We start from the raw sequence: 24,588 nt of genomic DNA, 5'->3' as shown, positions 1-24,588 counted from the left end.
GACGGACAGTCAGTGTACGTGCCGACTGGATCGTGAGCGGGCGCCGAAGCGCACCCGGGTGCGGACCGTGTACGGCTCCAGCGCCTCCCGCGCCAGCGCGGTGAGGCCGGTGAGGCCGGGCAGGACGGCGGCCGGAGCGACCTCCGGCTGAAGCCGGACGCGCAGGCGCACGGTCAGCTGCCGGCGCCGCCCGAGCACACGGGTGCGACAGGCGGCGACCCCGGCGATCGCCACCACCTGCCGGCTCACCGCGTCCTCCAGCGCCCGGGTACGCAGCGCGCTGTCCGGGGCGGACAGCGGAACGCGTGGGCGCGCGCCGGTGCGCAGCTGCCGGGCACCCCACACGGCGAACAGCACGGTCGCGGCGATCGCCGCCGCCATGACGGTGGGCGTCCACCACCCCTGCGTCCGCAGTCCGTCGAGGCTTCCCGCGTCGAACAGGGGCCTGCGCGGGGCGGGTTCGCGCCACCAGGACGGACGCCGCCAGGCCCGACCGGCGGCGGCGACCCCCAGCCCCGTGGCGGTGAGGAACAGCCCGACCCCCGCGAGGACGGCACGGTTGAGGACCGTACGGTGACGGGGCATCAGGGGGCCACTCCCTCGGCGACGGTGGTCCCGGTCGCGGCCGGACGAGCGGGCACCGCCGCGCCGCTGCCGCCCTGCGCCGTCGCGGGATCCCCGGCGGGTGCGGGCCGGACCACGACACGCAGGCGCGGTTCACGGCGCAGACGGCAGTCGCGCAGCGCCCGGCGGGCGGAGGCTCGGGCCGTCTCCGCCGCCACCCCGCGGTCACCGAAGGACAGAGCCGCCCGTACGGTGACCCGGCGCCGCCGCACACGGACCTTCACATCTCCGGTCCCCGGCGTCGCGCCCACGGCGTCCCGCACGAGGGCCGCGACCGCCCGGCGGTCCACTGCCGCGCGCAGGCCGGGGCCCGAGGTGATGGTGAGCAGCCCCGCATGCCCCGGCGCGAGGGCCAGGAGTACCAGCCAAACGCCCAGTGCGGTGGTCGCCCACGCCGCGAGCGTGACGCCCGCGTCCCCGGCGCCGTGATGGGAGAGCCAGTGCAGGGTTCCGGTGCGCCATCCGGCAGCCGGCCGGTGCGTGGTGTGCACCATGACCAGGTCGAGGGCCAGGGCGCCCGCGGCCACGGCGGCTGCCAGGGTGAGCAGCGCCATCGGCAACCGGCGCGACGACCAGCACCGTAGGGGAGTGCGGTCACCCGCGGCCTGCCGCGTACCCGCCTCGGCCGCCGGCGACCGCGCTCCCGCGGACTCCGTCAGCGGCGGGGAGGTGAGCGCGCTGACACCGACCCGAGGCCGTGAGACGTCGAGGCCCGTCAACTGCCCGGTACGTGAGGTCACATGGTCCTGGAGCCGGCGCACGGTCGCGGACAGCGGTGCCGGATACGGCAGGACGACATCGACCGACACCTCCGCCCGGCGTCCGCGTACGGCGGCCGAGGACTTCGCCGCGCCGGCACCCGCGCCGGGCAGTGCCTCGGCCGCCGCGCGACCGGCGATCTTCCGGACGGCCCGGTCGGACACCGTTGTCGTGCCGCGCTGTGCGGCCGTGGTCATCGCCGGCTCCGTCCGTAGGTGTCCCGCAGATCCCGGGCCCGGCCGCCGCCGTCGAGCCAGTGGCCCACCGCCCATCCCAGGGCGCCCAGGGCGGCGACGAGCAGGAACGCCCCGAAGCCTCCGAAGAAGCCGGCGAAGGCCAGCGCGATCCCGGCGAACATCCCTGCCGTCGACCTGCTCACTGTCCGCTCCTCTCCACGACTGCCGGTCCCGGTCCGTGACCGCTCACTCGACGCGGGAGTCCGCCGTCTGGGGCTCCTCGTCCTCCTCCGGCAGGTGTACGTCGTTGACGGTGACGTTCACCTCGACCACCTCCAGGCCGGTGATGCGTTCCACGGCGGAGATGACGTTCTCCCGGACGTCGCGGGCGACGTCCGTGATCGGGACGCCGTACTCGACGACCAGGTCGAGGTCGATGGCGGTCTGGCGCTCGCCGACCTCGACCTTGACTCCGCGGCCCATGTTGGACCTGCCGCCGGGCACGCGGTCGCGTACTGCGCTCATGGTGCGGGAGAGTCCGCCGCCCATGTCGTGGACGCCCGGGATCTCCCGGGCGGCGGTCCCGGCGACCTTCACCACGACGACGTCGGCGATCGAGGTCCGGCCGCGGTTCGCGGCCGGCTGGGCGGCTCCTGACACCCCGCCGGACACGGCCGTCGTCGCCTGCGTGGCCCGGTCCGTCCGCGGGCCGTTCAGGTCCTTGGCGGTGGGTGCGGTATGTGTGGTCATGGCACATCCCCTTCTGCTCGCTGGCGATTCGCTCCTACTACGACAGACCCGCCGCAGCCGTGCCTGTGACGCCGACTCCGGAAACTCCTCGCTCCAGCCCCCGCCGGACGCCCGGCGTGCGGCGTGCGGCGTGCGGCGGGGGACCGTACGGGTCATTCGACGCTCACGACGACCGAGTGCCGGCCGGTGGCGCCGTCGGGGAGGGTGCCGGCCCGCTTCCCGGTCTGCACCTCGCCGGTGCGGTCGGTGGCGCGCACGGTCAGGGTGTGCCCGCCCCTGGTCGCCTGCCAGGCGAAGCTCCACTGGCGCCAGGTGTCGCGCGTGTCCTCGGCCGCGAGCCGGGCCTCCTGCCACGGACCGTCGTCGACACGGATCTCGACCTTGTCGATCCCCCGGTGCTGGGCCCAGGCGACACCCGCGACCATGACGGTGCCGGCGTGGGGCCGGGCGAACGGCCTGGGCGTGTCGATCCGCGACTGGGTCTTCACCGGGGCCCTGCGCGCCCACTGCCGCTTCACCCAGTAGGAGTCGTAGGCGTCGAACGTGGTCAGCTCCAGGTCCTTGATCCACTTGCAGGCGGAGACATAGCCGTACAGGCCCGGCACGACCATGCGGACGGGAAAGCCGTGGGCGAAGGGGAGGGGTTCGCCGTTCATGCCGACGGCCAGGAGCGCGTCACGGCCGTCCATCACGTCCTCGACGGGGCTGCCGATGGTCATGCCGTCCACCGAGCGGGCCACGAGCTGGTCGGCCGGGCCGCCCCGGGAGGGCGCGCGCACTCCGCACTCGGCCAGCAGGTCCGCCAGGCGCACCCCGAGCCACCGCGCGGTGCCGAGGTAGGGGCCGCCGACCTCGTTCGACACGCAGGTCAGAGTGATGTCGCGCTCGACGAGCTCCCGCCGCAGCAGGTCATCGTAGGACAGCGTGACGGGCCGGCCGACGCCCTGTCCGTGGATGCGCAGCCGCCAGGACGCCGCGTTGACCTTCGGTACCACCAGCGCGGTGTCGACGCGGTAGAAGTCGCTGTTCGGCGTGGTGAAGGAGCTGATCCCGGGAACGCGCGGCCGGACACCTCCCGGAAGGGCGGGAGCCGCCGAGGCGGGCCGGGGCAGGGAGATCCGGTCGCGTGAGGTGACCGCGTCCCGGCCACTGGAGCCGTTCAGGGTGCGGCCGAGCGCTCCCGCCCCGGTGGACGCGGCGGCCGCGGCGGTCGCCGCGACGACGAAACCCCGGCGGTCCCAACCGGCCCCACGATCCGGGCTTTCCGGCAGGGACGCTCGCTCCGCACCGGGCCCGGCGGCGGGGGGCGTGAGCCGGCCGGTGAGGACGTGGAGCAGGACGGCTCCGGCGAGCGCGCCGACGACGGAGGGCAGGGCGTCGGACAGGCCCACCGAGTCGGGCCGGCTGGTGGCCGCGGCCGCGCCGACGGCTCCGAACAGCAGCACGCCGGCGGCTCCGACCCGCCGCAACCGCAGCGCGAGCACGCCCAGCGCCAGCGCGAAGAGCGCCAGTACGGCGAGAATGCCGAGCTGGAGGAACACCTTGTCGTCCGTGCCGAAATGCCGGATCGCCCAGTCCTTCACGGCGGCCGGCGTGCGGTCGATCGCCGCGCCGCCGACCGCCACCACGGGGCCGGCCTGCGGACGTACCGCCGCCGACACGAGCTCGGCCAGGGCGAGCGCCGCGAAACCTGCCAGGGCGCCGCTGAGCGCGCCCAGGGCCGTCCGGGTCCACCTGCGGAGATGACGGGTGTTGTGCTCGTTGTCGGCCACGGGGGGAATCCGGCTCCGCGGGTCCGCCGGATTGGTCCACCGCCCGATCGGATGACTGGCTGTCCCGCACCGGCTCGCGCGGCCGGTCGCGGGCAGGTTCACCGGGGACACGGCGTGTCGTGCCGCGCGGTCGTTTCCCGCCGGTGTGCCGGGTCGCGCATCCGTGGGAACCCGTCGGGCGAAGCAGTCCGTAACGGGAAGAGGCGGGAACTGTCCAACCTTCAGGAGACCACGAGAGGAGCCGCCCAGTGCCGGGGGCCCGCAGACCGACCGCATCGCCGCAGAGCCGGCAGGAGACGGACGACGCCCTGCTCGCGGTCCGGGCCGCCGAAGGGGACGAGGACGCCTTCGCCGCGCTGGTGCAGCGCCACGCGCCGGTGCTCCTCCGGCTGGCGGTGCGCCTGCTCGGCTCCCGGCCCGAGGCGGAGGACGCCGTACAGGACGCGTTCCTCAGCGCCTGGCGCAGGCTGCCCGAGTTCCACGGCCGCGCGGCCTTCGGCACCTGGATGTACCGCATCGTCACCAACCGCTGCCTGAACATGCTCCGCGCCCGCAGACCGGTCGTGCCACTGGAGTCGGCGGGTGACCTGGCGGCGCCCGAGTACGCCAGTTCACCGGCCCGGATCGTGGAGGCCCGCGACGCTGTGCGTGCACTGCGGGACGCCCTCGGCCTGTTGTCCGCGGAACAGCGCGCCTGCTGGGTGCTGCGAGAACTGGACGGCAGGTCCTACGACTTCATCGCGGAAGCGGTCGGCATCAGCCAGGAGGCTGTCCGTGCCCGGGTGTTCCGCGCCCGACGCTGTCTGACACAAGCACTGGGGGCCTGGCGATGAGCGCTCACACCAATCCGCCCGACCGCGCCGACGAGCACGAACAGCTGGCCTGTGGGCGGTCCCTGGCCCAGGTCTGGGACGGCTGGGAGCGGCAGGCCGACGATCCCCACGTGCGGGTGTGCCCGTACTGCCGGCGGGCCCTGCGCGACCTCGAACAGCTGGAAACGGCCGTACGCGGTCTCCGTGACGACGGCGCGGACGCCGGCGGCGACGACGTGATGTCACTGACGCGGCGCGTCATGGACGTGGTCCGCCTCGAACTGCGCCCCGGCAGACCCCTGCCCCTGGGCGACCCCGGCGAAGGCCTGTGGATCATGGAGGCGGTCGCCGCCCGCACCCTGCGCGCGGCGGCCGAGACCGTGCCGGGCGTCCGGGCCGGCTCCTGCCGCCTGGTCCCCGCGCCCGCTGCCGGTGCCGGGGACGAGGTCTGCCTCGACGTCCACGCGCCGGCCGGCGCCGGCCTCCAGGACCTCGCCGACCGGGTGCGCCGGCGGGTGGCGCAGGCCGCGGAACGCGAGCTGGGCATGCCCGTGGCGGCGATCCACATCCGGGTCACCGACCTTGTCGACCCTCCCGCCGACAGCCAGGAAGGCCGCACCCGATGACCCAGGACACCGCGCTCGCCACCCTCACCGAGGAGATCGCCAGGGCCGTGCGGGAGGTGCCGGGGGTGGCCTTCCTCAAACCGGCGCTCACCGCGCTGCTGCGCTCGGCGGCCTCCCGGACGCCACAGCCGGCCGGACCCGCCGCTCAGGCAGGGGTGCGGGTGGTCCGGCCCAGCGGCACCGAACCCTGGGAGGTCGACGTCCGTCTCGTGGCGCTGCGGCACACCAGGAGCGTGGACGTGGCCCGGGCCGCACGCCGTGCCGTCGAGGCCCGTATGACGGCGTTGTTCCCGGCGCCGGAGCCCCCCGCCCGGGTCCGCGTGACCGTGACCGTGACCGGTCTGGTCTGACGCCGTGCGCGGACGCGTCGGCTCCGGCCGGCCCCACCGCCCGGGGCCGCCCGCCCCCCGCTCAGAGCTGCGGCGCGTTCAGGGCCGTCTCGAGGGTCGGGTGGAAGGTGAAGACCTGGTCGAGGCCCACGATGCGGAACACGCGGAGCAGGTCCTCGTTCAGCCCGGCCACGGACAGGGGGCAGCCGGCGGTCTGGGCGCGCTGGTAGGCGTGGATCAGGACGGTGATGCCGGTGGAGTCGCAGTAGGTGAGTCCGGTCAGGTCCATCACCACCGCACGGTCCGCGGCGAACGGCGCGTCCTGGATCGCGTGCGTGAGCTGGGGAGCGGTGTGGTAGTCGAGTTCACCGGTGACGGAGAGCACGGTGGCACCCGTAGGGTGGGTGTGACATGTGACGGTCAGAGTACGGTCGGTCACCGGTTCTCCTGTAGGGGTGGAGTCGTGGGGCTGTCGAGGACGGACGGGACGTGGAGGACGATGTCGTCGCTTGTACCGGTGCCCAGCGGGACGGGAAGTCTGCCCCCGATGTGTGGTTCGTCTGCCGCTTCCCGGGGCCGTCCGTTCCACGGCGCCGGACGCGGGCACGGAGGCAGAGGGCAGTGGGCTGCGGCCGGACCGCGCAAGGACGGGAAGGTGCCGCGCGTCACCGTCATCCCCGTCTCCCGCCGTGTGTCCCCGGCGCCGTCCCGTGCCTTCGTTCCAGGTGGCTGATTATTGTACGGAGATCCCGGACAGGTGGTGCGGGCCGGGCCGCCCCCACCAGCGGCGAGGCGCGCCGCACGTCATGACAGCGAGGGAGAAAGGTCTTCCAGTGTCGCGTTCCCACCACCCCGAGCACCAGCCGCCCGAGGGCGCCACGGGAGCCGACGTGTTCGCCGCCGACGACGCGGTGGGCCGCGACCTGGCCGTGGTCGACTGGGCGGCCACCCCGCTCGGCACGCCCGACAGCTGGCCGCAGAGCCTGCGGACGGCCGTCAGCATCCTGCTGTCGTCGAAGTTCTCGATGTGGATGGCGTGGGGCGAGGAGCTGACGTTCTTCTGCAACGACGCCTACCGGCACGACACGCTGGGCCGTAAGTACCCCTGGGCGCTGGGCCGCCCGGCCGGCGAGGTGTGGGCGGAGATCTGGCAGGACATCGGGCCCCGCATCGACCGGGTGCTGGCCACCGGCAAGGCCACCTGGGACGAGGCGCTGCTGCTGTTCCTGGAACGCTCCGGATACACCGAGGAGTCGTACCACACGTTCTCCTACAGCCCGCTGCGCGACGACGACGGCACCGTGGTGGGCATGCTGTGCGTGGTCAGCGAGGAGACCGAGCGGGTCATCGGCGAGCGGCGTATGACCACCCTGCGCGACCTGGGCTCCGACCCGAGCGTGGTGCGCACCGAGCAGGAGATGCTGGCCTTCGCCGACCGTCAGCTCGGCGGCAACCTCAAGGACCTGCCGTTCACACTGACCTATCTCCTCCAGGACGACGGCAGCGCCCGGCTGGCCGGTGCCACCGGCATCCCGGCCGGACACCCGGCCGCCCCCCGGACACTGCCCGCCGACGACGACACCGTGTGGCCGGCCTCGGCCCTGGCACGCGGCGAATCGGCCCTGGTCGACCTCCAAGGGCCCGCCTTCGCGGATCTGCCCCGCGGTGACTGGCCCCAGCCGCCCACGCGGGCGCTGGCGCTGCCGCTGCTCCGGCAGGGAGACAAGCCGCACGGGTTCATGGTGGCCGGGCTGAACCGCTACCGGGCCCTGGACGAGGGCTACCGCGGCTTCGTCGACCTCGCCGCCGGGCATGTCGCCTCCGGCATCGCCAGCGCCCGCAGCTACCAGCACCAGCAGCGGCGTGCGGAGGAACTGGCCGAGCTGGACCGCGCCAAAACCCTGTTCTTCTCCAACATCAGCCACGAGTTCCGCACCCCCCTGACCCTGATCAGCGGACCGGTGCAGGAGCTGCGCGCCCGCTTCGCCGTGTCCGACGGCCCGGTCCGCGAGGAGCTGGAGGTCATCCACCACAACGCCCTGAGGCTGGGGAAGCTGGTCAACACGCTGCTGGACTTCTCCCGCATCGAGGCCGGCCGGATGCAGGCCAGCTACGAACCGGTCGACCTCGCCGCGACCACCGCCGAACTCGCCAGTGTCTTCCGCTCCGCCGTCGACCGGGCGGGTCTCTCCTTCGCCGTCGACTGCCGGCCGCTGCGCAGCCCGGTGTACGTCGACCGCGGCATGTGGGAGAAGGTGATCCTCAACCTGCTCAGCAACGCCCTGAAATTCACCTTCGACGGCGAGATCGGCGTCGCCGTGGGCGAGGAGAGCGGCCAGGCGGTGGTCACCGTCAGCGACACCGGCATCGGCGTGCCGGCCCAGGAGATGCCGCGCCTGTTCGAACGGTTCCACCGCATCACCGGCGCCCGCGCCCGCTCCCACGAGGGCAGCGGCATCGGTCTCGCCCTGGTCAAGGAGCTCGTCGGCCTGAACGGCGGCACCATCACCGCCGACAGCGTCGAGGGCGAGGGCACCCGGTTCACCATCCGGCTGCCCTACGGCACCGCCCACCTGCCGGGCGACGCCGTCGCGCCCGCCGGCGGCCTGAGCGCGACCGCCACCGCCGCCGCCCCCTACGTGCAGGAGGCGATGCGCTGGCTGCCCAGCGGGGACACGACCGGGACATCCGTCGAAGGCGTCGAGACCGCGGCCCCCGACGACGCCACCCCGCCCGCCGGGACGGCCACCACGGCGCGGCTGCTGATCGCCGACGACAACGCCGACATGCGCGAGTACCTCGCCCGCATCCTGCGCGGCGCCGGATACCACGTCGACGCCGTCACCGACGGCCGGCAGGCCCTGGACTTCGTCCGCGCCAACGTCCCCGACCTTGTCGTCAGCGACGTCATGATGCCCCGCATGGACGGTCTGGCCCTGGTCGCGGCCCTGCGTTCCGATCCGCGCACCGGAGCCCTGCCCGTCCTGCTGCTGTCCGCGCGGGCAGGACAGGAGGCCTCCATCGAAGGACTTGAGGCCGGCGCCGACGACTACCTCGTCAAACCCTTCGCCGCGGCCGACCTCCTCGCCCGGGTGCGGGCCAACCTCGAACTGGCCCGCCTGCGCACCCACCACATCCGCTGGCGCACCGCACTGGTGGACTCCCTCCAGGAGGCATTCTTCGTCTGCGACGAGACCGGCGCCGTCATCGAGATCAACGCCGCGTTCACCGACATCCTCGGCTACGGCCCCGAAGACCTCCCCTACACCGCGACCCACCCCTGGTGGCCGGACGCGGCGACCGACCCCGACGCGCACCGGCAGGCCGCCGACGCCTTCGGCACGCTGCTCGGCGCCAACAAGGGCAGCTACACCGTCCCCGTCACCCACCGTGACGGGCACCGTCTGTGGGTGACCGCCACCTTCAACCACGCACGGGACCCGGACACCGGCCGCCGGATGATCGTGGGAACGTTCCGTGACGTCACCGCGGAGCACTACGCCCTCCAGCGCGACACCGCCCTCGCCGCGCTCAGCACCCGGCTCTCCCAGGCCGCCAGCCTGCCCGACGCCCTCGCGGGCGCCCTGCACGAGCTGCAGGACCTGTGGCGCGCCGAGTGTGTGGTGGCCGCGGTCTTCGAGCCGGGAGGCGATCCCGGCGTCACCGCCACCGACCCGTCACTGACCTGGGACAGCCTCTCCGCCGAGCGGCGCCGGGCGCTCGACGGCCTGCGCCGGCGGCCCACCCTCACCCCGGCCGCCGACTCGAGCGGGGCGGGCATCCTGCTGGAGCATCCCGAGGGCCCGCTGGCCCTGCGGATCGAACCGGCTGGCAACCGGCCCTTCACCAGCGAGGACCAACTGCTGCTGGCCCTGCTGGCGGGACATCTCGCGCAGGGGCTGACCCGCACCCACCAGATCGACCAGCAGCGCCAGACCGCCCTCGCCCTGCAACGCGCCATCCTCGGCCCGTCCCTGCTGCCCGACGGGTTCGCCGTCCGCTACGAACCCGCCACCCAGCCCCTGGAGGTCGGCGGTGACTGGTACGACGTCGTCACCCTGCCCGACGGCCGCATCGGCATCGTCGTCGGGGACTGCGTCGGCCGTGGTCTCAAGGCCGCCACCGTCATGGGCCAACTGCGCAGCGCCTGCCGCGCCCTGCTCCTCCAGGACGCCGACCCCGCCCGCACGCTCATGGCCCTGGACCACTTCGCCGCCGGCGTCCCCGGCGCACTGTGCACCACGGTCTTCTGCGGCGTCCTCGACCCCACCACCGGCCACCTGGTGTACTCCAGTGCCGGACACCCGCCCGGCATCCTCACCCTGCCCGACGGCACCACCCAGCTGCTGGAGGGCGGCCGCTCGCTGCCCCTGGCCGTGCGTCCCGGCCGGGAACGCCCCCAGGGCGAGTGCGCCGTGCCCGCCCGCGCCACGCTCCTGCTCTACACCGACGGTCTCGTCGAACGCCGCCGCCAGCCCCTGTACACCGGCATCAACGAGGCGAGCGAAGCCGTCGTGGCCGGAAGGGACGCCCCCCTCGACGACCTCGCCACCGACCTCATGAACCGGCTGGCACCGGCCGAGGGCTACGACGACGACGTCGCCTTCCTCCTCTACCGGTACCCGGCGCCGCTGGGGATCAGTTTCGCGGCCGAGTCGTCGCAGCTCGCCCCCGTCCGCAAGAACCTGCGCAGCTGGCTCGACCAGTGCGGTCTGCCCTCCCGCACCGTCCAGAACGTCCTGGTCGCCGCCGGGGAGGCCTGCGCCAACGCCATCGAGCACGGTCACCGGCACGCCCCCGGCGACGCCATCCACCTGCGTGCGGAGGCGTACGTCGACAACCTGCGGCTGACCGTCACCGACACGGGCCGCTGGAAGACCCCGAGGCCCGAGGACAACACCCATCGCGGCCGGGGTCTCGCCCTCATGCGCGCCGTGATGCAGCAGGTCACCGTCACGCCCGGCCCGGCCGGCACCACCGTCGCCATGCTCACGAGGATCACCCGATGACGACTCCCCTCACACTCACTCCCGGCCGACGGCCCGACGGCACGCAGCTGCTGACGGCCACGGGTGAGATCGACATGAGCAACACCGACGCCCTCGCCGACGCCCTCACCGGCATCACCGGCAGCGTGGTCGTCGACCTCACCGGCGTCGACTACCTCGACAGCGCCGGCCTGGCCGTCCTGTTCGCCCAGGCCGACCGCATCGAACTCATCGCCAACCCCGTGCTGGAGCCGGTCCTGAAGTTCTCCGGCCTGGCCGACCTCGTCCCCGTCCACCTGTCCGGGCCCGGTGCCGGCTCGACGTGATCCCGGACGGGCGGCGGTGTGCCGCGACGGCTCAGGTCTCCCTCGCGCACCTCTGAGCCGCGCCCCGCCGCCCCGAGAGCCCGCGAGCACTCAGCCGGTCGCGGGGCCGAACCACCTGGACAGCCGGCTGAGCAGGTCCCCCTGATCCTCACCGACCCACGCCACATGGCCGTCCGGGCGCAGCAGTACCGCGGGCGGATCGAGCTCCTCGCTGACGTCGACGACGTGGTCGACGCGGTCCGCCCAGCCCGTCACCGAGAGCCGGCCGGTCTGGTCGAGCAGCAGCCCGCGGCCGCCGTGCATCAGCCCGTAGAGGCGGCCCCGCTTCAGTGCCACGTCCCGCAGCCGCCGGCCGAGCAGAGCGTGCCCCTCGCCGAAGTCGTAGCGGACCCCGATCGCGGTGATCTTCTCGACCAGGTGTCGGGTCACCTCCTCGAAGTCCATCAGTTCCGACAGCACCCGGCGCACCGCCTGGGGGCCCGGCTCCGGGGACAGCAGTTCACCCTGCGCGCGGGTGGTGTCCAGGACGGCGGCGGCCACCGGACGCCGTTCGGTCTCATAGCTGTCCAACAGCCCCTCCGGAGCCCGGCCGCTCACCTCGGCGGCGAGTTTCCAGCCGAGGTTGAACGCGTCCTGCACGCCGAGGTTGAGGCCCTGCCCGCCCAGCGGCGGGTGGACGTGCGCCGCGTCTCCGGCCAGCAGCACCCGGCCCACCCGGTAGCGCTCGGCCAGCCGGGTGGCGTCACCGAAGCGGGACAGGAAGCGCGGCGAGTGCACGCCGAGGTCGGTGCCGGCGAGCTCCCGCACCCGCCGGGTGAACTCCTCCAGGGTCGGCGCGACCGAGCGGTCCTGGGCGAGGTCCGTGGTGCGCACCACGAAGCGGTACACCCCGTCCTCGTGGGGCGCGGGTCCGAACCGCAGGTCGATCGTGGGGAGTTCGGCGGCCACGGCCTGCATCTTCTCCGGCGGGACCGCCACTTCCGCCTCGCTCAGCAGCCACTCGGCCTGGGCGGCCTCGCCGGGGAAGCCGACGCCGAGCAGCTTGCGCACCGTGCTGCGGCCGCCGTCGCAGCCCACGAGATGGCGGGCGCGGAGCCGGGTGCCGTCCTCCAGTTCGGCGGTCACCCCGTCCTCGTCCTGGCTCAGCCCGGCCAGTGCGCGGCCGCGCCGGATCTCGGTGCCGAGTTCGGTGGCGTGCTCGGTCAGCAGGCGCTCGATGACGGTCTGCGGGATGCCGAGGAGGTACGCGTGGGCGGAGTCCAGCCGTTCCGGCGCCGGCTTGACGATGCCGGCGAAGGAACTGTGCAGCGGGTACTGCCGGCCGTGAGCGAGGAACCGCTCCAGCAGGCCGCGCTGGTCCATCACCTCGATGCTGCGCATGTGGAGACCGAGCGCGCGGACCTGCCTGGTCGGCTCCGTCTCCCTCTCCAGCACGAGCACGTTCACGCCGTTCAGCCGCAGCTCGGCGGCCAGCATCAGTCCGGTCGGCCCGGCGCCGACCACGATGACGTCGATCATTGATCCCCCATGGAGCGAGACACCCAGGACATGACAAGCCTGGAGGGTCTTCGCGAATCTCTGTTTTCCGCAGGATGCGGTGTCGCCGGGAGATTCTGCAGCAGACCCGGGGCCTTGTGGCAAGGCCCCCGGTGCGCTATATCTTGGTAGTGGCAAGGAGTGCGTGACCTCCTTGCCCTTCCTTTTGTCCGCGCTCTGCGGACGGGGCGGCTGCCGTACGGCGCGGGGTGTCAACTCCCTTGACCGGTAACGGAGTTCGCGGCCACTGGGTCCCCGGCGGATCAGGCACCGCCGACGGGGACGAGCCCGGTCTCGTAGGCGGTGACGACGAGTTGGGCGAGGTCCCGGGCACCCGGTTCGGCCATGGCGCGGTTGGCGTGGGTCTTGACGGTGAGCGGGGTGAGGAAGAGCTGCAGGCCGATGAACGGGGGGCCGTGCGCCGGGCTCCCCGCCCATCCGCCCCGGACGGGAAACGGTGAGCCCGGCGCGGTGGTTCAGGCTGTGCCCTGCAACCGCCAGATCTGGTTCCTCTTGGTGGTGAGCGTGCTCGCGGAGTCGCAGGTCCACTGGTGGATCAGCGCCCGCGGCCGGGTGGAGACGTCGGAGACGTCGACGCACTTGCCGCTGTGCACGGCGACGAGCTGGTAGTCGTGGTTGTTGCCGAGCGCGGTGACGGGGGTGAGGGTGAACATCTGGTTGGCCCGGCCGTTGCAGGTGTACTGGCCGACGGCGGCTCCGTCGGCGACCGAGGCGCCCGAGACGTCCAGGCACTTGCCGCTGAGCTCGTTGACGACGGTGTAGGTGTTCGCGCGTCCCGTGACCGGTCGGAGGTCGAGCATCTGCTGGTAGCCGCCCTCGCAGGAGTACTGCTGGTACTGCGTGCCGTCGGCCGTGCTGAGGTCCGTGTCGTCCAGGCACTGGCCGCTGTTCTGGCTCACGGCGACGGTGGAGACGGTGGTGTTCGACGGCGGCAGGAGGGTGACGGTGTAACCGTCCTTGGCGTTGGTCCACGGGAGCGTCAGCGAGGCGGCGTTGCCGCTGACGGTCAGGGCGGAGTCGGAGACCGTCTCCGGGCCGGTCACCGCACCGCCGTTGTTGTAGGGGACGCGCTGAACCACCGCGCGGACCCTGCCGCTCTCCACCACCGTGGTGGTGTCGAGACCGGTGAGGTGGACGGTGACCGTGCCGGTGTTGCCGTTGCTGCCGAGCAGTACCTTGGCGTTCCCGGCGGTGTTGTCCTTGGTCGCCAGGCCGTCGGTGCCCGCGCCGGGGACCAGGTTGACGATGTTGCCCGTCTGCGAACCGTAGTAGCGGTACATGAACCACTCGCCGAGCGGCAGGTACTGGCCCGCGCTGTTCTTGGTGAGCAGGTTGGCCTCGTCGTCGTGCAGGCCGTTGCCGGAAGCCCAGTTGCCCCGCAGGCCGTCGGCGCCGGCCCGCTCCAGGCGGCCGATGAACCAGGCGCCGCCGCCCGGCGACTGCATGGAGAGAGTGGCGTACTCGTTGATCTGGTAGGCGCGGGTGTTGGTCAGGCCGGCCGCGGCGAGGGTCGAGTCGGCGCGTCCGGCGTCGGCGGCCGGGTCGCCCGGCTCGTCGTGCCAGCTGTAGATGTCGGGAGCGACGTGGTTCGCCTTGACGTACGACAGGTAGGTCGTCCACCAGGTGTTGGCGGAGCCGGGCTGGCCGGCGATGCTGGGGCCGACGACCAGCTGGTCGGGGAAGGCGGCGCGGACGCGGGCGTAGAAGCGCGACCACATCTGGAGGTACTGCGCCTGGGACGGCTTCCAGAAGCCGCTGCCGTCGGGTTCGTTCCACAGGTCCCACTGGACGGTCATGTGGTTGGCGCGTACGTCGCCTATGAGCTGGGTGACGAAGGAGTCGAACTGCGTCCAGTCACCGTTGTCGCCGGGCCAGCCCTGGCTGGTGGTGCCGTCGGCGCCCCACAGGTCGTGCGGCAGCAGGACGAAGGTGCCACCGAGCGCGGTGGTGCGCCGGTACTGGGCGAGGGTGGAGTTCCAGCGGGTCCGGTAGTCGGCGAGGCTGGTGGCGTAGCCCCCGTTGTTGAGCTGGGCGCCGCCGGCCCGCATGAAGTGCCACTTGATGTCCTTGAAGAAGTGGTCCTGCGGGAGTGAGCCGTCCGGTGTCATCCCGTAGATCGTGCCGGAGGCGTGGTAGGTGGGGGCGCCGCCGGCGGTGGAGAAGTCCACGGTGACGCCGGTGTCGGCGGCGTGCGCCGCGGTGGTGGGCAGCAGACTCGCCGCCAGGGAGGCCAGCAGCACGGCCACGGTGGACGCGACGCGGCGCCGCTGGTGACCGGTGGAGGTGGACGGCGGGCGTGACGAGGGCAGGGGCATGGGCTCTCTTCCAGTCGTGCGGGGGCGGCCCGGGCCGGGCGGCGGCCCGGGGAGGGCATGTGTGGAGGTGTCCTGGGGGTCGCTCGTGGGGCAGGAGGACGACGGCGTCGAGCGGCGGGCAGCGTCGTTCCTTTCGAACCGGTTCGCTCCCCCTCGCCGAGCTCTCTCCTTGCGGTTACCGGTGGTTGACGGGGTCTGCGGCGGCCGGTCAGACACAAACAGTGCCGTTCATCGAACCGGTTCGCTGCGGCGGAAGCTAGCACTGCCGTAAACGGGCCAGCAATACCCATGACGCAACCAGACATCCACGACCCCTCGCCCCGCGCGTCCCCCGGGATGAGTGAGATCCCGGTCCCGAGAAGTGCGTCCGAGGCATTGACAGGTGCTTCGACGGGCTCCTACCTTCCCATCACGCGAACCGGTTCGACGATCGGTGCGCCCCTCCCGTTCCTCCCATCCATCCCGACGACCACGACCGGCGGCCGCCTCTGTCAGGCGGCCGGCCGAGCCGGCCGACGAAGGAGCCCCGTGAACATCGGTGAGATCGCCCGGCGGGCCGGTGTCTCGCGCAGCACCGTGTCGTACGCGCTGAGCGGCAAGCGCCCGGTGTCGGACGACACCCGGCAGAAGATCCAGCGGGTCATCGACGAACTGGGCTACCGCCCCAACGCCAGCGCCCGCGCCCTGGCCAACGGCCGCACCAGCACCATCGGCCTGGTCTTCCCGCCGGCCGGCAACCACTACACCGGCATGCAACTGGACTTCATCGGCAGCGTGGTGGAGGCGGCGGCCGCCTTCGACTACGACGTCCTGCTCTCTCCGAGCGGAGTGGACAGCGACCGCTCCTTCCAGCGGCTGCTGGCCGAGCGCCGGGTCGACGGCGCCATCCTGATGGAGATCCGGCTCGAGGACGACCGCGTCGACCACCTGGGGCAGGCCGGCTTCCCCGCCGTCTGCATCGGCCGCACCGCGCACGCCGAGGACGAGTGGTGGGTCGGCCTGGACCACACCGCGCTGGCGGCCGCGTGCGTGCACCACCTCGCCGACCTGGGCCACCGCAGGATCGCCTTCGTCAACAGGCCCGAGCGTCTGGTGCGCGCCGGCTACGAGTCGGCCCACCGGGGCCTGGACGGCTTCACCAAGGCGGCGGCGGAGCGCGGACTGACCGTCCGCACGTACTGCTGCGGAGACGACGCCGCCGCCGGGCAGGTGTGCCTGGAACAGATCCTGCACGACGACCCGGCCACCACCGCCCTGGTCACCCTCAACGAAGCCGCGCTGGGCGGCCTCTACCGCGGGCTCTCCGCGGCGGGCCGCCATGTCCCGCGCGACTTCTCCGTCACCGGCGTCGTGGCCGGACGGTGGGCGGAGACGGTGACCCCGCAGCTCACCGCGGCCGACGTGCCGGCGGAGCAGATGGGCCGCCTCGCCGTCGAACTCCTCGTCGAGCGACTCGACCACCCCGACGCGTCGCCCCGGCACCACCTGCTCGCCCCACCGATCTCGCTCCGGGCCAGTACGGGCCCCGCGCACCTCACCGGGTGGGCGGGCACCGAGACGACCGCCTGACGCCCCCGTCCTCCCCTCAGCTGTCCAGCTGTCTCCAGCTGCCCCTGGTTGTCCCCTCACCTGGCCGCGCCGGGCCGTTCCCACGGTCCCGCGAGCCGCTCATTCGGCATGCCCGCGCACGAGACCACCGAGGACCACACCATGACCGGACCCACCGGGCGGCGCATCACCGCCGCCGCCCTCGCCGTCATCGCCGTAGCCACCGGCACCACCGCCTGCTCGTCGGGCGGCAGCACCTCCGCGAAGGACGGCGACAGCGGCACCTACACCGTCTGGGACCCCTACCCGCAGTTCGCGAAGGACTCCGCGTGGGCGAAGCTCCTCGACACGTGCGGCGGCAAGGCCGGCGTCAAGGTCAAGCGGACCGCGTTCGACACCGGCGACCTGACGAACAAGGCGCTGCTGGCCGCGCAGCAGGGCAACTCCGCGGACGTGCTCATCGTCGACAACCCCGTCGTGTCGACGCTCGCCGAGGCGGGGGTTCTCACCTCGACCGCGGACAACAAGGTCGACACCTCCGAGGTCGACCCCAACCTGCTCGCGGCAGGCACTTCGGGCGGGAAGACGTACGGCACTCCCATCGGCGCCAACACGCTCGCTCTCTACTACAACAAGGCCGTCCTGAAGGCCGCGGGCGTGGACGTCGGGTCGGTGAAGGACTGGGCGTCGTTGACGGCGGCGCTGGAGAAGGTCAAGGCGGCCGGCAAGAAGGGCATCACGTTCTCTGCGATCGGCACGGAGGAGGGCAGCTTCCAGTTCCTGCCCTGGTTCTGGGGATCCGGCGCGAAGCTGACCGAACTCGACTCCTCCCAGGGCGTGTCGGCGCTGTCCCTGTGGACCGGCTGGCTGAAGAAGGGCTACGCGCCCAACTCGGTCATCAACAACACGCAGACCACCAGCTGGCAGGAGTTCGCGAGCGGCGACTACGCCTTCGCCGAGAACGGCACCTGGCAGCTGGCCAACGCCGACAAGGCGGGCTTCGACTACGGCGTCCTGCCCGTCCCCGGCGCCGACGGGGGGAGCGCGGCGGCCCCGACCGGCGGCGAGTTCGTCACCCTCCCCGTGCAGCAGGACACCGCCCGCTACGCCACCTCGCAGAAACTGGTCTCCTGCCTGACCAGCGCCGCGAACCTCTACGCCACCGACACCACCCTGTCCTACGTCGCACCCACCGGTGCCGTCCAGGACAAGCAGGTCGCGGCCGACGCCGAGCTGGGGCCCTGGGTGAAGGCGGTCAGGGCCGCCAAGGGACGCACCAGCGACGACCTCGGCACCAAGTACCCCAAGATCTCCGAGCAGTTGTGGAAGGCCGTCCAGACCGCGCTGAGCGGTTCCCAGTCGCCCGAGGACGCGCTCACCGCCGCGCAGGACGCCGTCAACTAACGCACACGCAGGGGACGTTGATGAACCACACGACGTATCCGACGGGCCGTCGGCCCGTGCCGGACCCGGCCGGGGCGGCCCTCGCCGCCCCGCCCCCCGCCCGCGGCCGGCCACGGCGCCGCGCGCGCTCCCCGCAGTGGGCCGCCTGGGGCTTCCTCACGCCCGTCACGCTCTACCTGGTCCTCTTCTACGCCTATCCGCTCTACCGCAACCTCGACCTGAGCCTGCGCGACTACACGGTCCGCTCCTTCGTCCAGGGCGACGCGCCCTTCACGGGCCTGGCCAACTACCGGACCGTCCTCGACGACCCGACCTTCGCCCCCGCCCTGCTGCACACCGCGGTGTTCACCGCCGTGTGCCTGGCCTTCCAGTACGCCCTCGGCCTGGCCCTCGCGGTCTTCTTCAACCAGCACTTCCGGCTCTCGACCACCCTGCGGGCCCTGTTCCTGGTGCCGTGGCTGCTTCCGCTGATCGTGTCCGCGTCCACCTGGTCGTGGATGCTCAACAGCGACTCCGGCATCGTCAACGCGGCCCTGCACACGGTCGGATTCGCTCCCGTGCACTGGCTGACCTCGCCCGCGTGGTCGCTGACCTCGGTGATCGTGGCGAACATCTGGATCGGAGTGCCCTTCAACCTGGTGGTGCTGTACAGCGGCCTCCAGTCCGTCCCGGCGAGCCTGTACGAGGCGGCCGCCCTCGACGGGGCGAACGCCTGGCAGCGGTTCTGGCGCATCACCTTCCCGCTGCTGCGCCCGGTCTCCGCGATCACACTGCTGCTGGGCCTGGTCTACACGCTCAAGGTCTTCGACATCATCTGGATCATGACCAAGGGCGGTCCGGCCGACTCGTCCACCACCTTCGCCACCTGGTCCTACCGGCTCGGCTTCGGCAACCTGCTGCCCGCCTTCGGTCCCGGTGCGGCCGTCGGGAACCTGCTCGTCGTCGCCGCGCTGGTGTTCGGCCTGGTCCACCTGCGGGTCCAGCGAAAGCAGGCGCTGTCATGAACTCCCTGAACCCGCGCGGCCGCACCGGCTGGAAGACCGCTCTCGGAGTGGCCCTGACGGCGGTCATGCTCTTCCCGGTCTACTGGATGCTGAACGTGTCCTTCACCCGTGACCAGGACATGCGCAGGACTCCGCCGGGACTCCTTCCCCTGCACGGCACCCTGGCCGGCTACCGGGCCGTCCTCGACGAGCAACTGCCCTACCTCGCCACCAGCCTGGTCGTCGCGGTGGGCACGGTCGTACTGACCGTGGCGCTGGCCGCACCGGCCGGCTACGCGCTGGCGAAGCTGCGCCCACGCGGCGGCGGCCTGCTCGGCTTCCTCTTCCTCGTGGCGCAGATGATCCCCGGCATCATCATGGCGATGGGCTTCTACGCCATCTACCTCAGCCTGGGCCTGCTGCAGTCCGTGCCCGGCCTGATCGTCGCCGACTCCACCCTGGCCGTCCCCTTCGCGGTGCTGATCTTCACCGCGTTCATGTCCGGCATCCCGGCCGAACTCCTCCAGGCCGCCACGGTCGACGGCGCCGGGGCCCTGCGCACCTTCTGGTCCGTCGTCCTGCCCACGAGCCGCAACGCCGTCGTCACGGTCTCGCTGTTCGCGTTCCTGTGGTCGTGGTCGGACTTCGTCTTCGCGGGCACCCTCGTGGGCGGCGGTGCCCACGAGCCCATCACCCTCGGCATCTACCACTACATCGGCAACAACAACCAGGAGTGGAACGCGATCATGGCGACCGCCGTCGTGGCCTCCCTGCCCGCCGCGGTGATCCTCGTCCTCGCGCAGCGGTACGTCGCCGCCGGCGTGACCGCGGGAGCCGTGAAGGACTGAGCGCCTTCCCGGCCGGCCCGCGCGCCGTCGCCCACCCCCACGAGAGAAACGAGTAGCCGTACATGACCGCCGCCCGAACCGGCCCGGCCTTCTCCCTGCGCGACATCCCGTTCAGCACCCGGGGATCCTGGTTCGACCTCTCCCCGGTGCTGGGCCAGCACACGTACGCCGAAGACCTCCACCTGGTGTCCCACCAGAACGGCATGCACCCGGTGCTCCGCCTCACCGCCCTCGACGCGGCGACGGGCGAGCGGGCCGCCACCCGCGTCGAGGCGACCCCCGGTGTCCTCAGCTGGGCCGGCGGGCACGGGCGGATCGACCTCGCCTACGCGTCGCCGCGCACCGTCCGTGTGCGGGGCGAGGGGATCGGCCTGCGCCTCACCGCGGCCGCTCACACCCTGACGCCCTTCACGGGCACCTACTTCTTCCGCGACCCGGTGGACGGGTCGCACGTGTTCACCTCGTACGAGACGGGCCGCCGCTACCGCGTCACCCGGCTGGCGGGCGCGGTCGGCGGGGAGTCCGGTGGCCAGGCCCTGGGCAGCGCCGACCGCGGGGTCACCGTCACCGCGGAACCCGGTGCGGCCTGGGAGATCGCCGTCGAGGAACTCGACAGCGCGCGCCGGCCCCACACGTCCTCGGCGACGTTCGAGGAGGTCGTCACGGCCGCCGAGCGGGCGTTCACCGACTTCGCCGACGCCGTGGTGCCCTGGCGTACACCGGCCACGCCGGCCGCGGAACTGGCCGCCTACGTCCTGTGGTCGGCCACGGTCGACGCCGCCGCGCTCGTCACGCGGCCCGCCGTGCTGATGTCCAAGCACTGGATGGACAAGGTCTGGAGCTGGGACCACTGCTTCAACGCCCTCGCACTGGCCCCTGGGGCTCCCGGCCTGGCCTGGGACCAGTTCGCCCTCCCTTTCGACCATCAGGACGAGACCGGCGCCCTCCCGGACTCGGTCACCCACTCCGAGGTCCTCTACAACTTCGTCAAACCGCCGATCCACGGCTGGACCCTGGGCCTGCTGCGGCGACGGCTCCCCACCTCACTCACCCACGCCGAACTGACCGGGATCTACGACCGGCTCAGCCGCTGGACGGACTTCTGGCTCACCGCCCGGCGCACCCCGGGGGCCGCCCTGCCGCACTACCAGCACGGCAACGACAGCGGTTGGGACAACGCCACCACCTTCGACCGCGAGCGCGTCGTCGTCACCGCCGACCTGGCCGCGTTCCTCGTCCTGCAACTGCACGAACTGGCCTCCCTCGCAGACCAGCTGGGCGCCGAGGACGACGCCCTGACCTGGCGGCGCACGGCCGGCGCGACGCGGGACGCGATGCTCGCCGAGCTGTGGACGGGGGAGTCGTTCGTGGCCCGCGGCGCCGGTACGGGGGAGACCTGGGCCAGTGACAGCCTGCTCGACCTGATGCCGATCGTCCTCGGTGAGCACCTGCCCGAGGAGGTCGCCAAGACCCTCGCCGCCCGGATCGAGGCGCATCTGACGCCGTACGGACTGGCCACCGAGCTGCCGGGCTCCCCGCACTACCGGGCCGACGGCTACTGGCGCGGCCCCATCTGGGCGCCCGCCACGGTCCTGGTCGAGGACGGCCTGCGCCGCAGCGGACACGTCCGTCTCGCCGACGACGTCAGCGCCCGCTTCCGCACCCTGTGCGAAACCCACGGGTTCGCCGAGAACTTCGACGCCCTCACCGGCGCGGGCCTGCGTGACCGCGCCTACACCTGGACCGCCGCCGCCTACCTCCTGTTCGCCGAGGCCCACGCGCACCGGGGCGCGGTCACGGAGGAACCCCCGAGCTGACCCGGAGCGGGTCCGGGGAGGCGCGGCCCGACACCGGCGGGGAAACCACCCGCGGTCCGGAACCGCGCGGACGGCTTGGCCACCCACCCCCGGCGCGGTGGTCGAAGGGACCGACAACGCCATCACTTCCGCCCTACGGCCGGCAGCGCGCGGGCGCCGGCCGGTCACCCCGCCCATCCAAGGAGCAATCCATGCGGTACCGCACCTGGCCGCCGTCGACCAGGCACTCGGGGACGAACCCGTCACCGGGCCGCCCCTCACCCCGCTGGCCCAGGAGGGTGTGAAGCACCGGTGACGCACTCACCCGTACCGGTCCCGAGTGCCGCGTGACATCCACCGTGGGCGGTGCGGAATGAGTTCGGCCGGCACCGGGTTGATCCCTGACATGAGCGACGTAGTGGTGGCGCGTGCGTACGGTGGTCCCGAGGCGCTGTCGGTGATCGACGACCCCGTCCCGGAACCCGGGCCCGGTGAGGTGCGGATCGCGGTCCGCGCGGTCGGCGTGAATCCCATCGACCACAAGCTGTACAGCGGGGCCTTCGGGACCGATGAGGCGAGGTTGCCGATGCGGCTCGGTTCGGAAGCGGCCGGTGTGGTGACCGCGGTGGGCGCCGACGCCACCGGTCCCGCCGGTCCGGTCACGGTCGGCGACGAGGTGATCGCCTATCCGGCGGCCGGCGCGTACACCGCCGAACTAGTCGTCCCCGTCTCGTCGGTGCTGCCGAAGCCCGCCACCCTGTCCTGGGAGCAGGCCGGCGGCCTGATGGTCGTCGGCGTCACCGCCGTGCACGTCCTCGAAGCCGTCGGCCTCGGCAGGGACGAGGTGGTGCTGATCCACGGAGCCGCCGGCGGAGTGGGCCTGCTGGCCGTGCAGCTCGCGGTGGCGCGCGGCGCCACCGTCCTGGGCACGGCGAGCCCGGCCAAGCACGACCTGCTGCGCGACCTGGGCGCGATCCCGATCGCGTACGGGCCCGGTCTGGCCGACCGGGTGCGGCAGGCAGCGCCGGAGGGCGTCCACGCGGCGGCCGACCTGGTGGGCACCGACGAAGCGGTGGACGTCTCGCTGGAAGTCGTGCCGGACCGCTCGCGCATCGCCTCCATCGCCGCCTTCGCGCGCGGTGCCGGGGCCGGCATCAAACTCCTCGGGGGCGGGCCCGGCGCGGACCCCGGCACGGAGGTGCGCGCCGCCGCCCGTCTGCAGCTCATCGAAGCCGCCGGGGCGGGCCGACTGCGCCTCCTGGTCTCGGACACCTACCCGCTCCGCGAGGCCGCCGCTGCTCACCGCCAGATCATGACCGGCCACACCACCGGAAAGATCGTCCTGATCCCGTGACCCGGGGGGCCCGAGCACGCCGGTCGGCGGCGAGCGTGCGCGGACGTCGGGGCCGCCGCCGGTGAACCGGATTCGGCTGTGTCCCCCGCCCACGGGAGGGGGACACAGCCGTTTGTGCGCCGTACGGCTGTCCCCCGGGGCCGGGCCGGCTCATGCACCGCCTCTGCGGCTGCGGTGCGGGCAGTGGCTCTCCCGGTCGGACCGGCGTGGCCTGCCCGGTGTCCTCACTCGGTTGAGGGGTGTCGGCCTCGTGCGCCCGGGTCAGCCCGTCAGGTCGCGTACGTGCGGGACCACCCGGGTCAGGCGCACCACTCCCCACACGATGAGCCCGGCCCCGACCGCCTCGGGCAGCAGCCACCATCCCGTGCGGATGCTCTCGCCGAACAGGCTGACACCCAACAGCAGGCTGACCGTCGCGTCACCGATGGTCAGCGCCGGCTGCGAGGCGGCGAGGGAGCCCGCCTGAAGGGCGTTCTCCAGCAGCAGGATCGCGCCGACTCCGGTGAGGGCGAAACCGTAGGTCTGCCAGGTCGTGAGGAACGCGGACAGGCCGTCGTCGGCGAAGGTACTGGTCGCCGACTTCAGCAGGGCGGCGGTCAGCGCGTTGCTGATGGCCGAGGCGCTGCCGAGCACGGCGGCGCGGAACAGGGACGAGCGCCGCTGCCGGGCCAGCGCGATCAGCACGCCCACCGCCCCCAGGCACAGCACCAGTGCCGGAATCCACCGGACCATCGGCGCCTGGTTCCGTGAGCCCGACGGCGCCGCCGCCGCGAGCAGCAGGCTCAGGCCCCCCACCACACCTGCCACCGCCCACCAGCCGGGGCGGGGCAACCGCCGGTGCAGCAGCGGGATGGCGAACAGCAGGGCGAACGGCAGTTCCAGGATGAACAGCGGCTGGACCAGGGCGATGGGCCCGTTCAGCAGCGCCAGCGCCTGGAACAGGGCCGCGCCGACGACTCCGCCGATGCCGATCACCCAGGCCGGCTTCCGGGCCAGCGCGAGGATGAGCCGCAGCCCACCACCGGTCGGGACGGTGGCGGCCGCCTTGCGCTGGAAGACGGTGCCCAGCGCGTTGCTTGCGGCTCCCATGACGGCGAACAGAGCGGCGAGTACGGTCACCCTTCCACCATGCCCTGTGGTGGGCGCGGACGTTTCGGTCGCCGACCCCGGGCGGTCGGCCGCGTCGTTCCCCGGCACCTCGCGGTCGGCCGGTGACGAACCGGCGCCCGCGCTGTGAACTTCCGCCGCGTCCCGTGTACGTCCCGCGGGATCGGTGAGAACGTGAAGGTACGCGAGACCCGCGCCGGCTGTCGCAGACGCCCGCCGGTCTGGCGAGGGGATCGCTTGGGCAGTCAGGCGAGAGCCGTCGACTCGCATGGGGCGACGGCTCCGCGCCCGTCGGTCCCCTCACACCGCCGGACCGGCGGACGCATCCCCGCACCACCTGCCGCCCGGTCCCGCGTCGACGGCCCGCCCCGCGCGCGGCTCGGCGGGGGCGGCGGGAACCGGCTGACGCGGGGGGGGGGGGGGGGGGGCCCCGCCCCCCCCCCCCCCCCCCCCCACCACCACGGGAAGGGAGAGGGAAGCGCCGGCCGCAGCGACATCAGCTCCGCCACCAGGA

General features: G+C 72.9%; 20 protein-coding genes and 1 pseudogene. 11 read left to right on the top strand and 10 right to left on the bottom strand.

Going from position 1 to position 24,588, the window contains the following annotated elements:
* Window positions 1-9: 9 nt before the first annotated feature.
* The 5 genes from AC07AZ_RS33510 to AC07AZ_RS33490 form a co-directional block, all read right to left on the bottom strand.
* The gene (locus AC07AZ_RS33510; protein WP_478854498.1) at window positions 10-585 is read right to left on the bottom strand and encodes an Asp23/Gls24 family envelope stress response protein; all 576 of its coding nucleotides are present in this window, start codon (window positions 583-585) and stop codon (window positions 10-12) included.
* Window positions 585-1,580 carry a DUF6286 domain-containing protein gene (locus tag AC07AZ_RS33505; RefSeq protein WP_478854497.1) on the bottom strand — a complete coding sequence of 332 codons (996 nt, stop codon included), beginning with the start codon at window positions 1,578-1,580 and terminating at the stop codon, window positions 585-587. Before AC07AZ_RS33505 ends, AC07AZ_RS33510 begins: the two co-directional genes overlap by 1 nt.
* Complete coding sequence (locus AC07AZ_RS33500) at window positions 1,577-1,762, bottom strand: hypothetical protein (RefSeq protein WP_478854531.1); 186 nt, start codon at window positions 1,760-1,762, stop codon at window positions 1,577-1,579. The genes AC07AZ_RS33505 and AC07AZ_RS33500 overlap by 4 nt, the downstream gene beginning before the upstream one ends.
* Before the next feature lie 43 nt (window positions 1,763-1,805).
* Window positions 1,806-2,309 (bottom strand): Asp23/Gls24 family envelope stress response protein, encoded by a 504-nt coding sequence (locus AC07AZ_RS33495; RefSeq protein WP_478854496.1) that lies wholly within the window; start codon window positions 2,307-2,309, stop codon window positions 1,806-1,808.
* A gap of 152 nt (window positions 2,310-2,461) precedes the next feature.
* Window positions 2,462-4,081, bottom strand: coding sequence for a molybdopterin-dependent oxidoreductase (locus tag AC07AZ_RS33490; protein WP_478854495.1), 1,620 nt, complete (start codon window positions 4,079-4,081; stop codon window positions 2,462-2,464).
* A 248-nt stretch (window positions 4,082-4,329) separates the two neighbouring features.
* On the opposite strand from AC07AZ_RS33490, the gene AC07AZ_RS33485 reads away from it, so the two are divergent.
* From AC07AZ_RS33485 to AC07AZ_RS33475, 3 genes are read left to right on the top strand one after another with little or no spacing between them, the layout of a single operon-like run.
* The gene (locus AC07AZ_RS33485; protein ID WP_478854494.1) at window positions 4,330-4,914 is read left to right on the top strand and encodes an RNA polymerase sigma factor; all 585 of its coding nucleotides are present in this window, start codon (window positions 4,330-4,332) and stop codon (window positions 4,912-4,914) included.
* The gene (locus AC07AZ_RS33480; protein WP_478854493.1) at window positions 4,911-5,519 is read left to right on the top strand and encodes an Asp23/Gls24 family envelope stress response protein; all 609 of its coding nucleotides are present in this window, start codon (window positions 4,911-4,913) and stop codon (window positions 5,517-5,519) included. Before AC07AZ_RS33485 ends, AC07AZ_RS33480 begins: the two co-directional genes overlap by 4 nt.
* Window positions 5,516-5,869, top strand: a complete 354-nt coding sequence (locus AC07AZ_RS33475; RefSeq protein ID WP_478854492.1) for a hypothetical protein — start codon at window positions 5,516-5,518, stop codon at window positions 5,867-5,869. The genes AC07AZ_RS33480 and AC07AZ_RS33475 overlap by 4 nt, the downstream gene beginning before the upstream one ends.
* A 61-nt stretch (window positions 5,870-5,930) precedes the next feature.
* Here the strand turns inward: AC07AZ_RS33475 and AC07AZ_RS33470 are convergent, their stop codons facing one another.
* On the bottom strand, window positions 5,931-6,287 hold the full coding sequence (locus tag AC07AZ_RS33470; RefSeq protein ID WP_478854491.1) for an STAS domain-containing protein: 357 nt from the start codon (window positions 6,285-6,287) through the stop codon (window positions 5,931-5,933).
* Between the two features lie 394 nt (window positions 6,288-6,681).
* Here AC07AZ_RS33470 and AC07AZ_RS33465 point away from each other — a divergent pair, with 394 nt between their 5' ends.
* Entirely contained in the window at window positions 6,682-10,857 is a 4,176-nt protein-coding gene (locus tag AC07AZ_RS33465) for a SpoIIE family protein phosphatase (RefSeq protein WP_478854490.1), read from the top strand.
* Window positions 10,854-11,162, top strand: a complete 309-nt coding sequence (locus tag AC07AZ_RS33460) for an STAS domain-containing protein (protein WP_478854489.1) — start codon at window positions 10,854-10,856, stop codon at window positions 11,160-11,162. Before AC07AZ_RS33465 ends, AC07AZ_RS33460 begins: the two co-directional genes overlap by 4 nt.
* 90 nt (window positions 11,163-11,252) lie before the next feature.
* Here AC07AZ_RS33460 and rox read toward each other — a convergent pair whose 3' ends face one another.
* From rox to AC07AZ_RS33445, 3 genes and pseudogenes are all read right to left on the bottom strand, one after another.
* The gene (gene rox / locus AC07AZ_RS33455) at window positions 11,253-12,680 is read right to left on the bottom strand and encodes a rifampin monooxygenase (protein ID WP_478854488.1); all 1,428 of its coding nucleotides are present in this window, start codon (window positions 12,678-12,680) and stop codon (window positions 11,253-11,255) included.
* Between the two features lie 281 nt (window positions 12,681-12,961).
* Window positions 12,962-13,084: pseudogene (locus AC07AZ_RS33450) on the bottom strand (DNA-binding response regulator); the annotation flags it as partial.
* 90 nt (window positions 13,085-13,174) lie between these two features.
* Complete coding sequence (locus AC07AZ_RS33445) at window positions 13,175-15,034, bottom strand: RICIN domain-containing protein (RefSeq protein ID WP_478854487.1); 1,860 nt, start codon at window positions 15,032-15,034, stop codon at window positions 13,175-13,177.
* 528 nt (window positions 15,035-15,562) lie between these two features.
* Between AC07AZ_RS33445 and AC07AZ_RS33440 the strand changes: the two genes are divergently transcribed.
* The 6 genes from AC07AZ_RS33440 to AC07AZ_RS33415 all read left to right on the top strand — a co-directional run bounded on the left by AC07AZ_RS33440 (window position 15,563) and on the right by AC07AZ_RS33415 (window position 22,967).
* On the top strand, window positions 15,563-16,603 hold the full coding sequence (locus tag AC07AZ_RS33440; protein ID WP_478854486.1) for a LacI family DNA-binding transcriptional regulator: 1,041 nt from the start codon (window positions 15,563-15,565) through the stop codon (window positions 16,601-16,603).
* Between the two features lie 141 nt (window positions 16,604-16,744).
* Window positions 16,745-17,986, top strand: a complete 1,242-nt coding sequence (locus AC07AZ_RS33435) for a sugar ABC transporter substrate-binding protein (protein WP_478854485.1) — start codon at window positions 16,745-16,747, stop codon at window positions 17,984-17,986.
* 20 nt (window positions 17,987-18,006) lie between these two features.
* On the top strand, window positions 18,007-18,990 hold the full coding sequence (locus tag AC07AZ_RS33430) for a carbohydrate ABC transporter permease (RefSeq protein ID WP_478854484.1): 984 nt from the start codon (window positions 18,007-18,009) through the stop codon (window positions 18,988-18,990).
* A complete protein-coding gene (locus AC07AZ_RS33425; protein WP_478854483.1) occupies window positions 18,987-19,817 on the top strand; it encodes a carbohydrate ABC transporter permease in 831 nt (276 codons plus the stop codon). Before AC07AZ_RS33430 ends, AC07AZ_RS33425 begins: the two co-directional genes overlap by 4 nt.
* Before the next feature lie 62 nt (window positions 19,818-19,879).
* Entirely contained in the window at window positions 19,880-21,634 is a 1,755-nt protein-coding gene (locus tag AC07AZ_RS33420; RefSeq protein ID WP_478854482.1) for an amylo-alpha-1,6-glucosidase, read from the top strand.
* Between the two features lie 385 nt (window positions 21,635-22,019).
* Window positions 22,020-22,967, top strand: coding sequence for a quinone oxidoreductase family protein (locus AC07AZ_RS33415; RefSeq protein WP_478854481.1), 948 nt, complete (start codon window positions 22,020-22,022; stop codon window positions 22,965-22,967).
* Between the two features lie 261 nt (window positions 22,968-23,228).
* On the opposite strand, the gene AC07AZ_RS33410 is transcribed toward AC07AZ_RS33415, so the two are convergent.
* Complete coding sequence (locus AC07AZ_RS33410) at window positions 23,229-24,086, bottom strand: DMT family transporter (RefSeq protein ID WP_478854479.1); 858 nt, start codon at window positions 24,084-24,086, stop codon at window positions 23,229-23,231.
* Window positions 24,087-24,588: the final 502 nt, after the last annotated feature.

The sequence above is a fragment of the Streptomyces sp. NPDC043878 genome, assembly GCF_056435735.1.
The sequence above is the reverse complement of the archived record's forward strand: the minus strand, read 5'-3'. Positions and strand labels throughout refer to the sequence as shown.

Excerpts from the sequence above, each read along its gene's own strand:
- AC07AZ_RS33425 (WP_478854483.1), top strand. The coding sequence starts at position 18,987 with ATGAACTCCCTGAACCCGCGCGGCCGCACCGGCTGGAAGACCGCTCTC.
- AC07AZ_RS33460 (WP_478854489.1), top strand. The coding sequence starts at position 10,854 with ATGACGACTCCCCTCACACTCACTCCCGGCCGACGGCCCGACGGCACG.
- AC07AZ_RS33415 (WP_478854481.1), top strand. The coding sequence starts at position 22,020 with ATGAGCGACGTAGTGGTGGCGCGTGCGTACGGTGGTCCCGAGGCGCTG.
- AC07AZ_RS33505 (WP_478854497.1), bottom strand. The coding sequence starts at position 1,580 with ATGACCACGGCCGCACAGCGCGGCACGACAACGGTGTCCGACCGGGCC.
- AC07AZ_RS33430 (WP_478854484.1), top strand. The coding sequence starts at position 18,007 with ATGAACCACACGACGTATCCGACGGGCCGTCGGCCCGTGCCGGACCCG.
- AC07AZ_RS33475 (WP_478854492.1), top strand. The coding sequence starts at position 5,516 with ATGACCCAGGACACCGCGCTCGCCACCCTCACCGAGGAGATCGCCAGG.
- AC07AZ_RS33480 (WP_478854493.1), top strand. The coding sequence starts at position 4,911 with ATGAGCGCTCACACCAATCCGCCCGACCGCGCCGACGAGCACGAACAG.
- AC07AZ_RS33495 (WP_478854496.1), bottom strand. The coding sequence starts at position 2,309 with ATGACCACACATACCGCACCCACCGCCAAGGACCTGAACGGCCCGCGG.
- AC07AZ_RS33510 (WP_478854498.1), bottom strand. The coding sequence starts at position 585 with ATGCCCCGTCACCGTACGGTCCTCAACCGTGCCGTCCTCGCGGGGGTC.
- AC07AZ_RS33420 (WP_478854482.1), top strand. The coding sequence starts at position 19,880 with ATGACCGCCGCCCGAACCGGCCCGGCCTTCTCCCTGCGCGACATCCCG.
- AC07AZ_RS33435 (WP_478854485.1), top strand. The coding sequence starts at position 16,745 with ATGACCGGACCCACCGGGCGGCGCATCACCGCCGCCGCCCTCGCCGTC.
- AC07AZ_RS33445 (WP_478854487.1), bottom strand. The coding sequence starts at position 15,034 with ATGCCCCTGCCCTCGTCACGCCCGCCGTCCACCTCCACCGGTCACCAG.
- rox (WP_478854488.1), bottom strand. The coding sequence starts at position 12,680 with ATGATCGACGTCATCGTGGTCGGCGCCGGGCCGACCGGACTGATGCTG.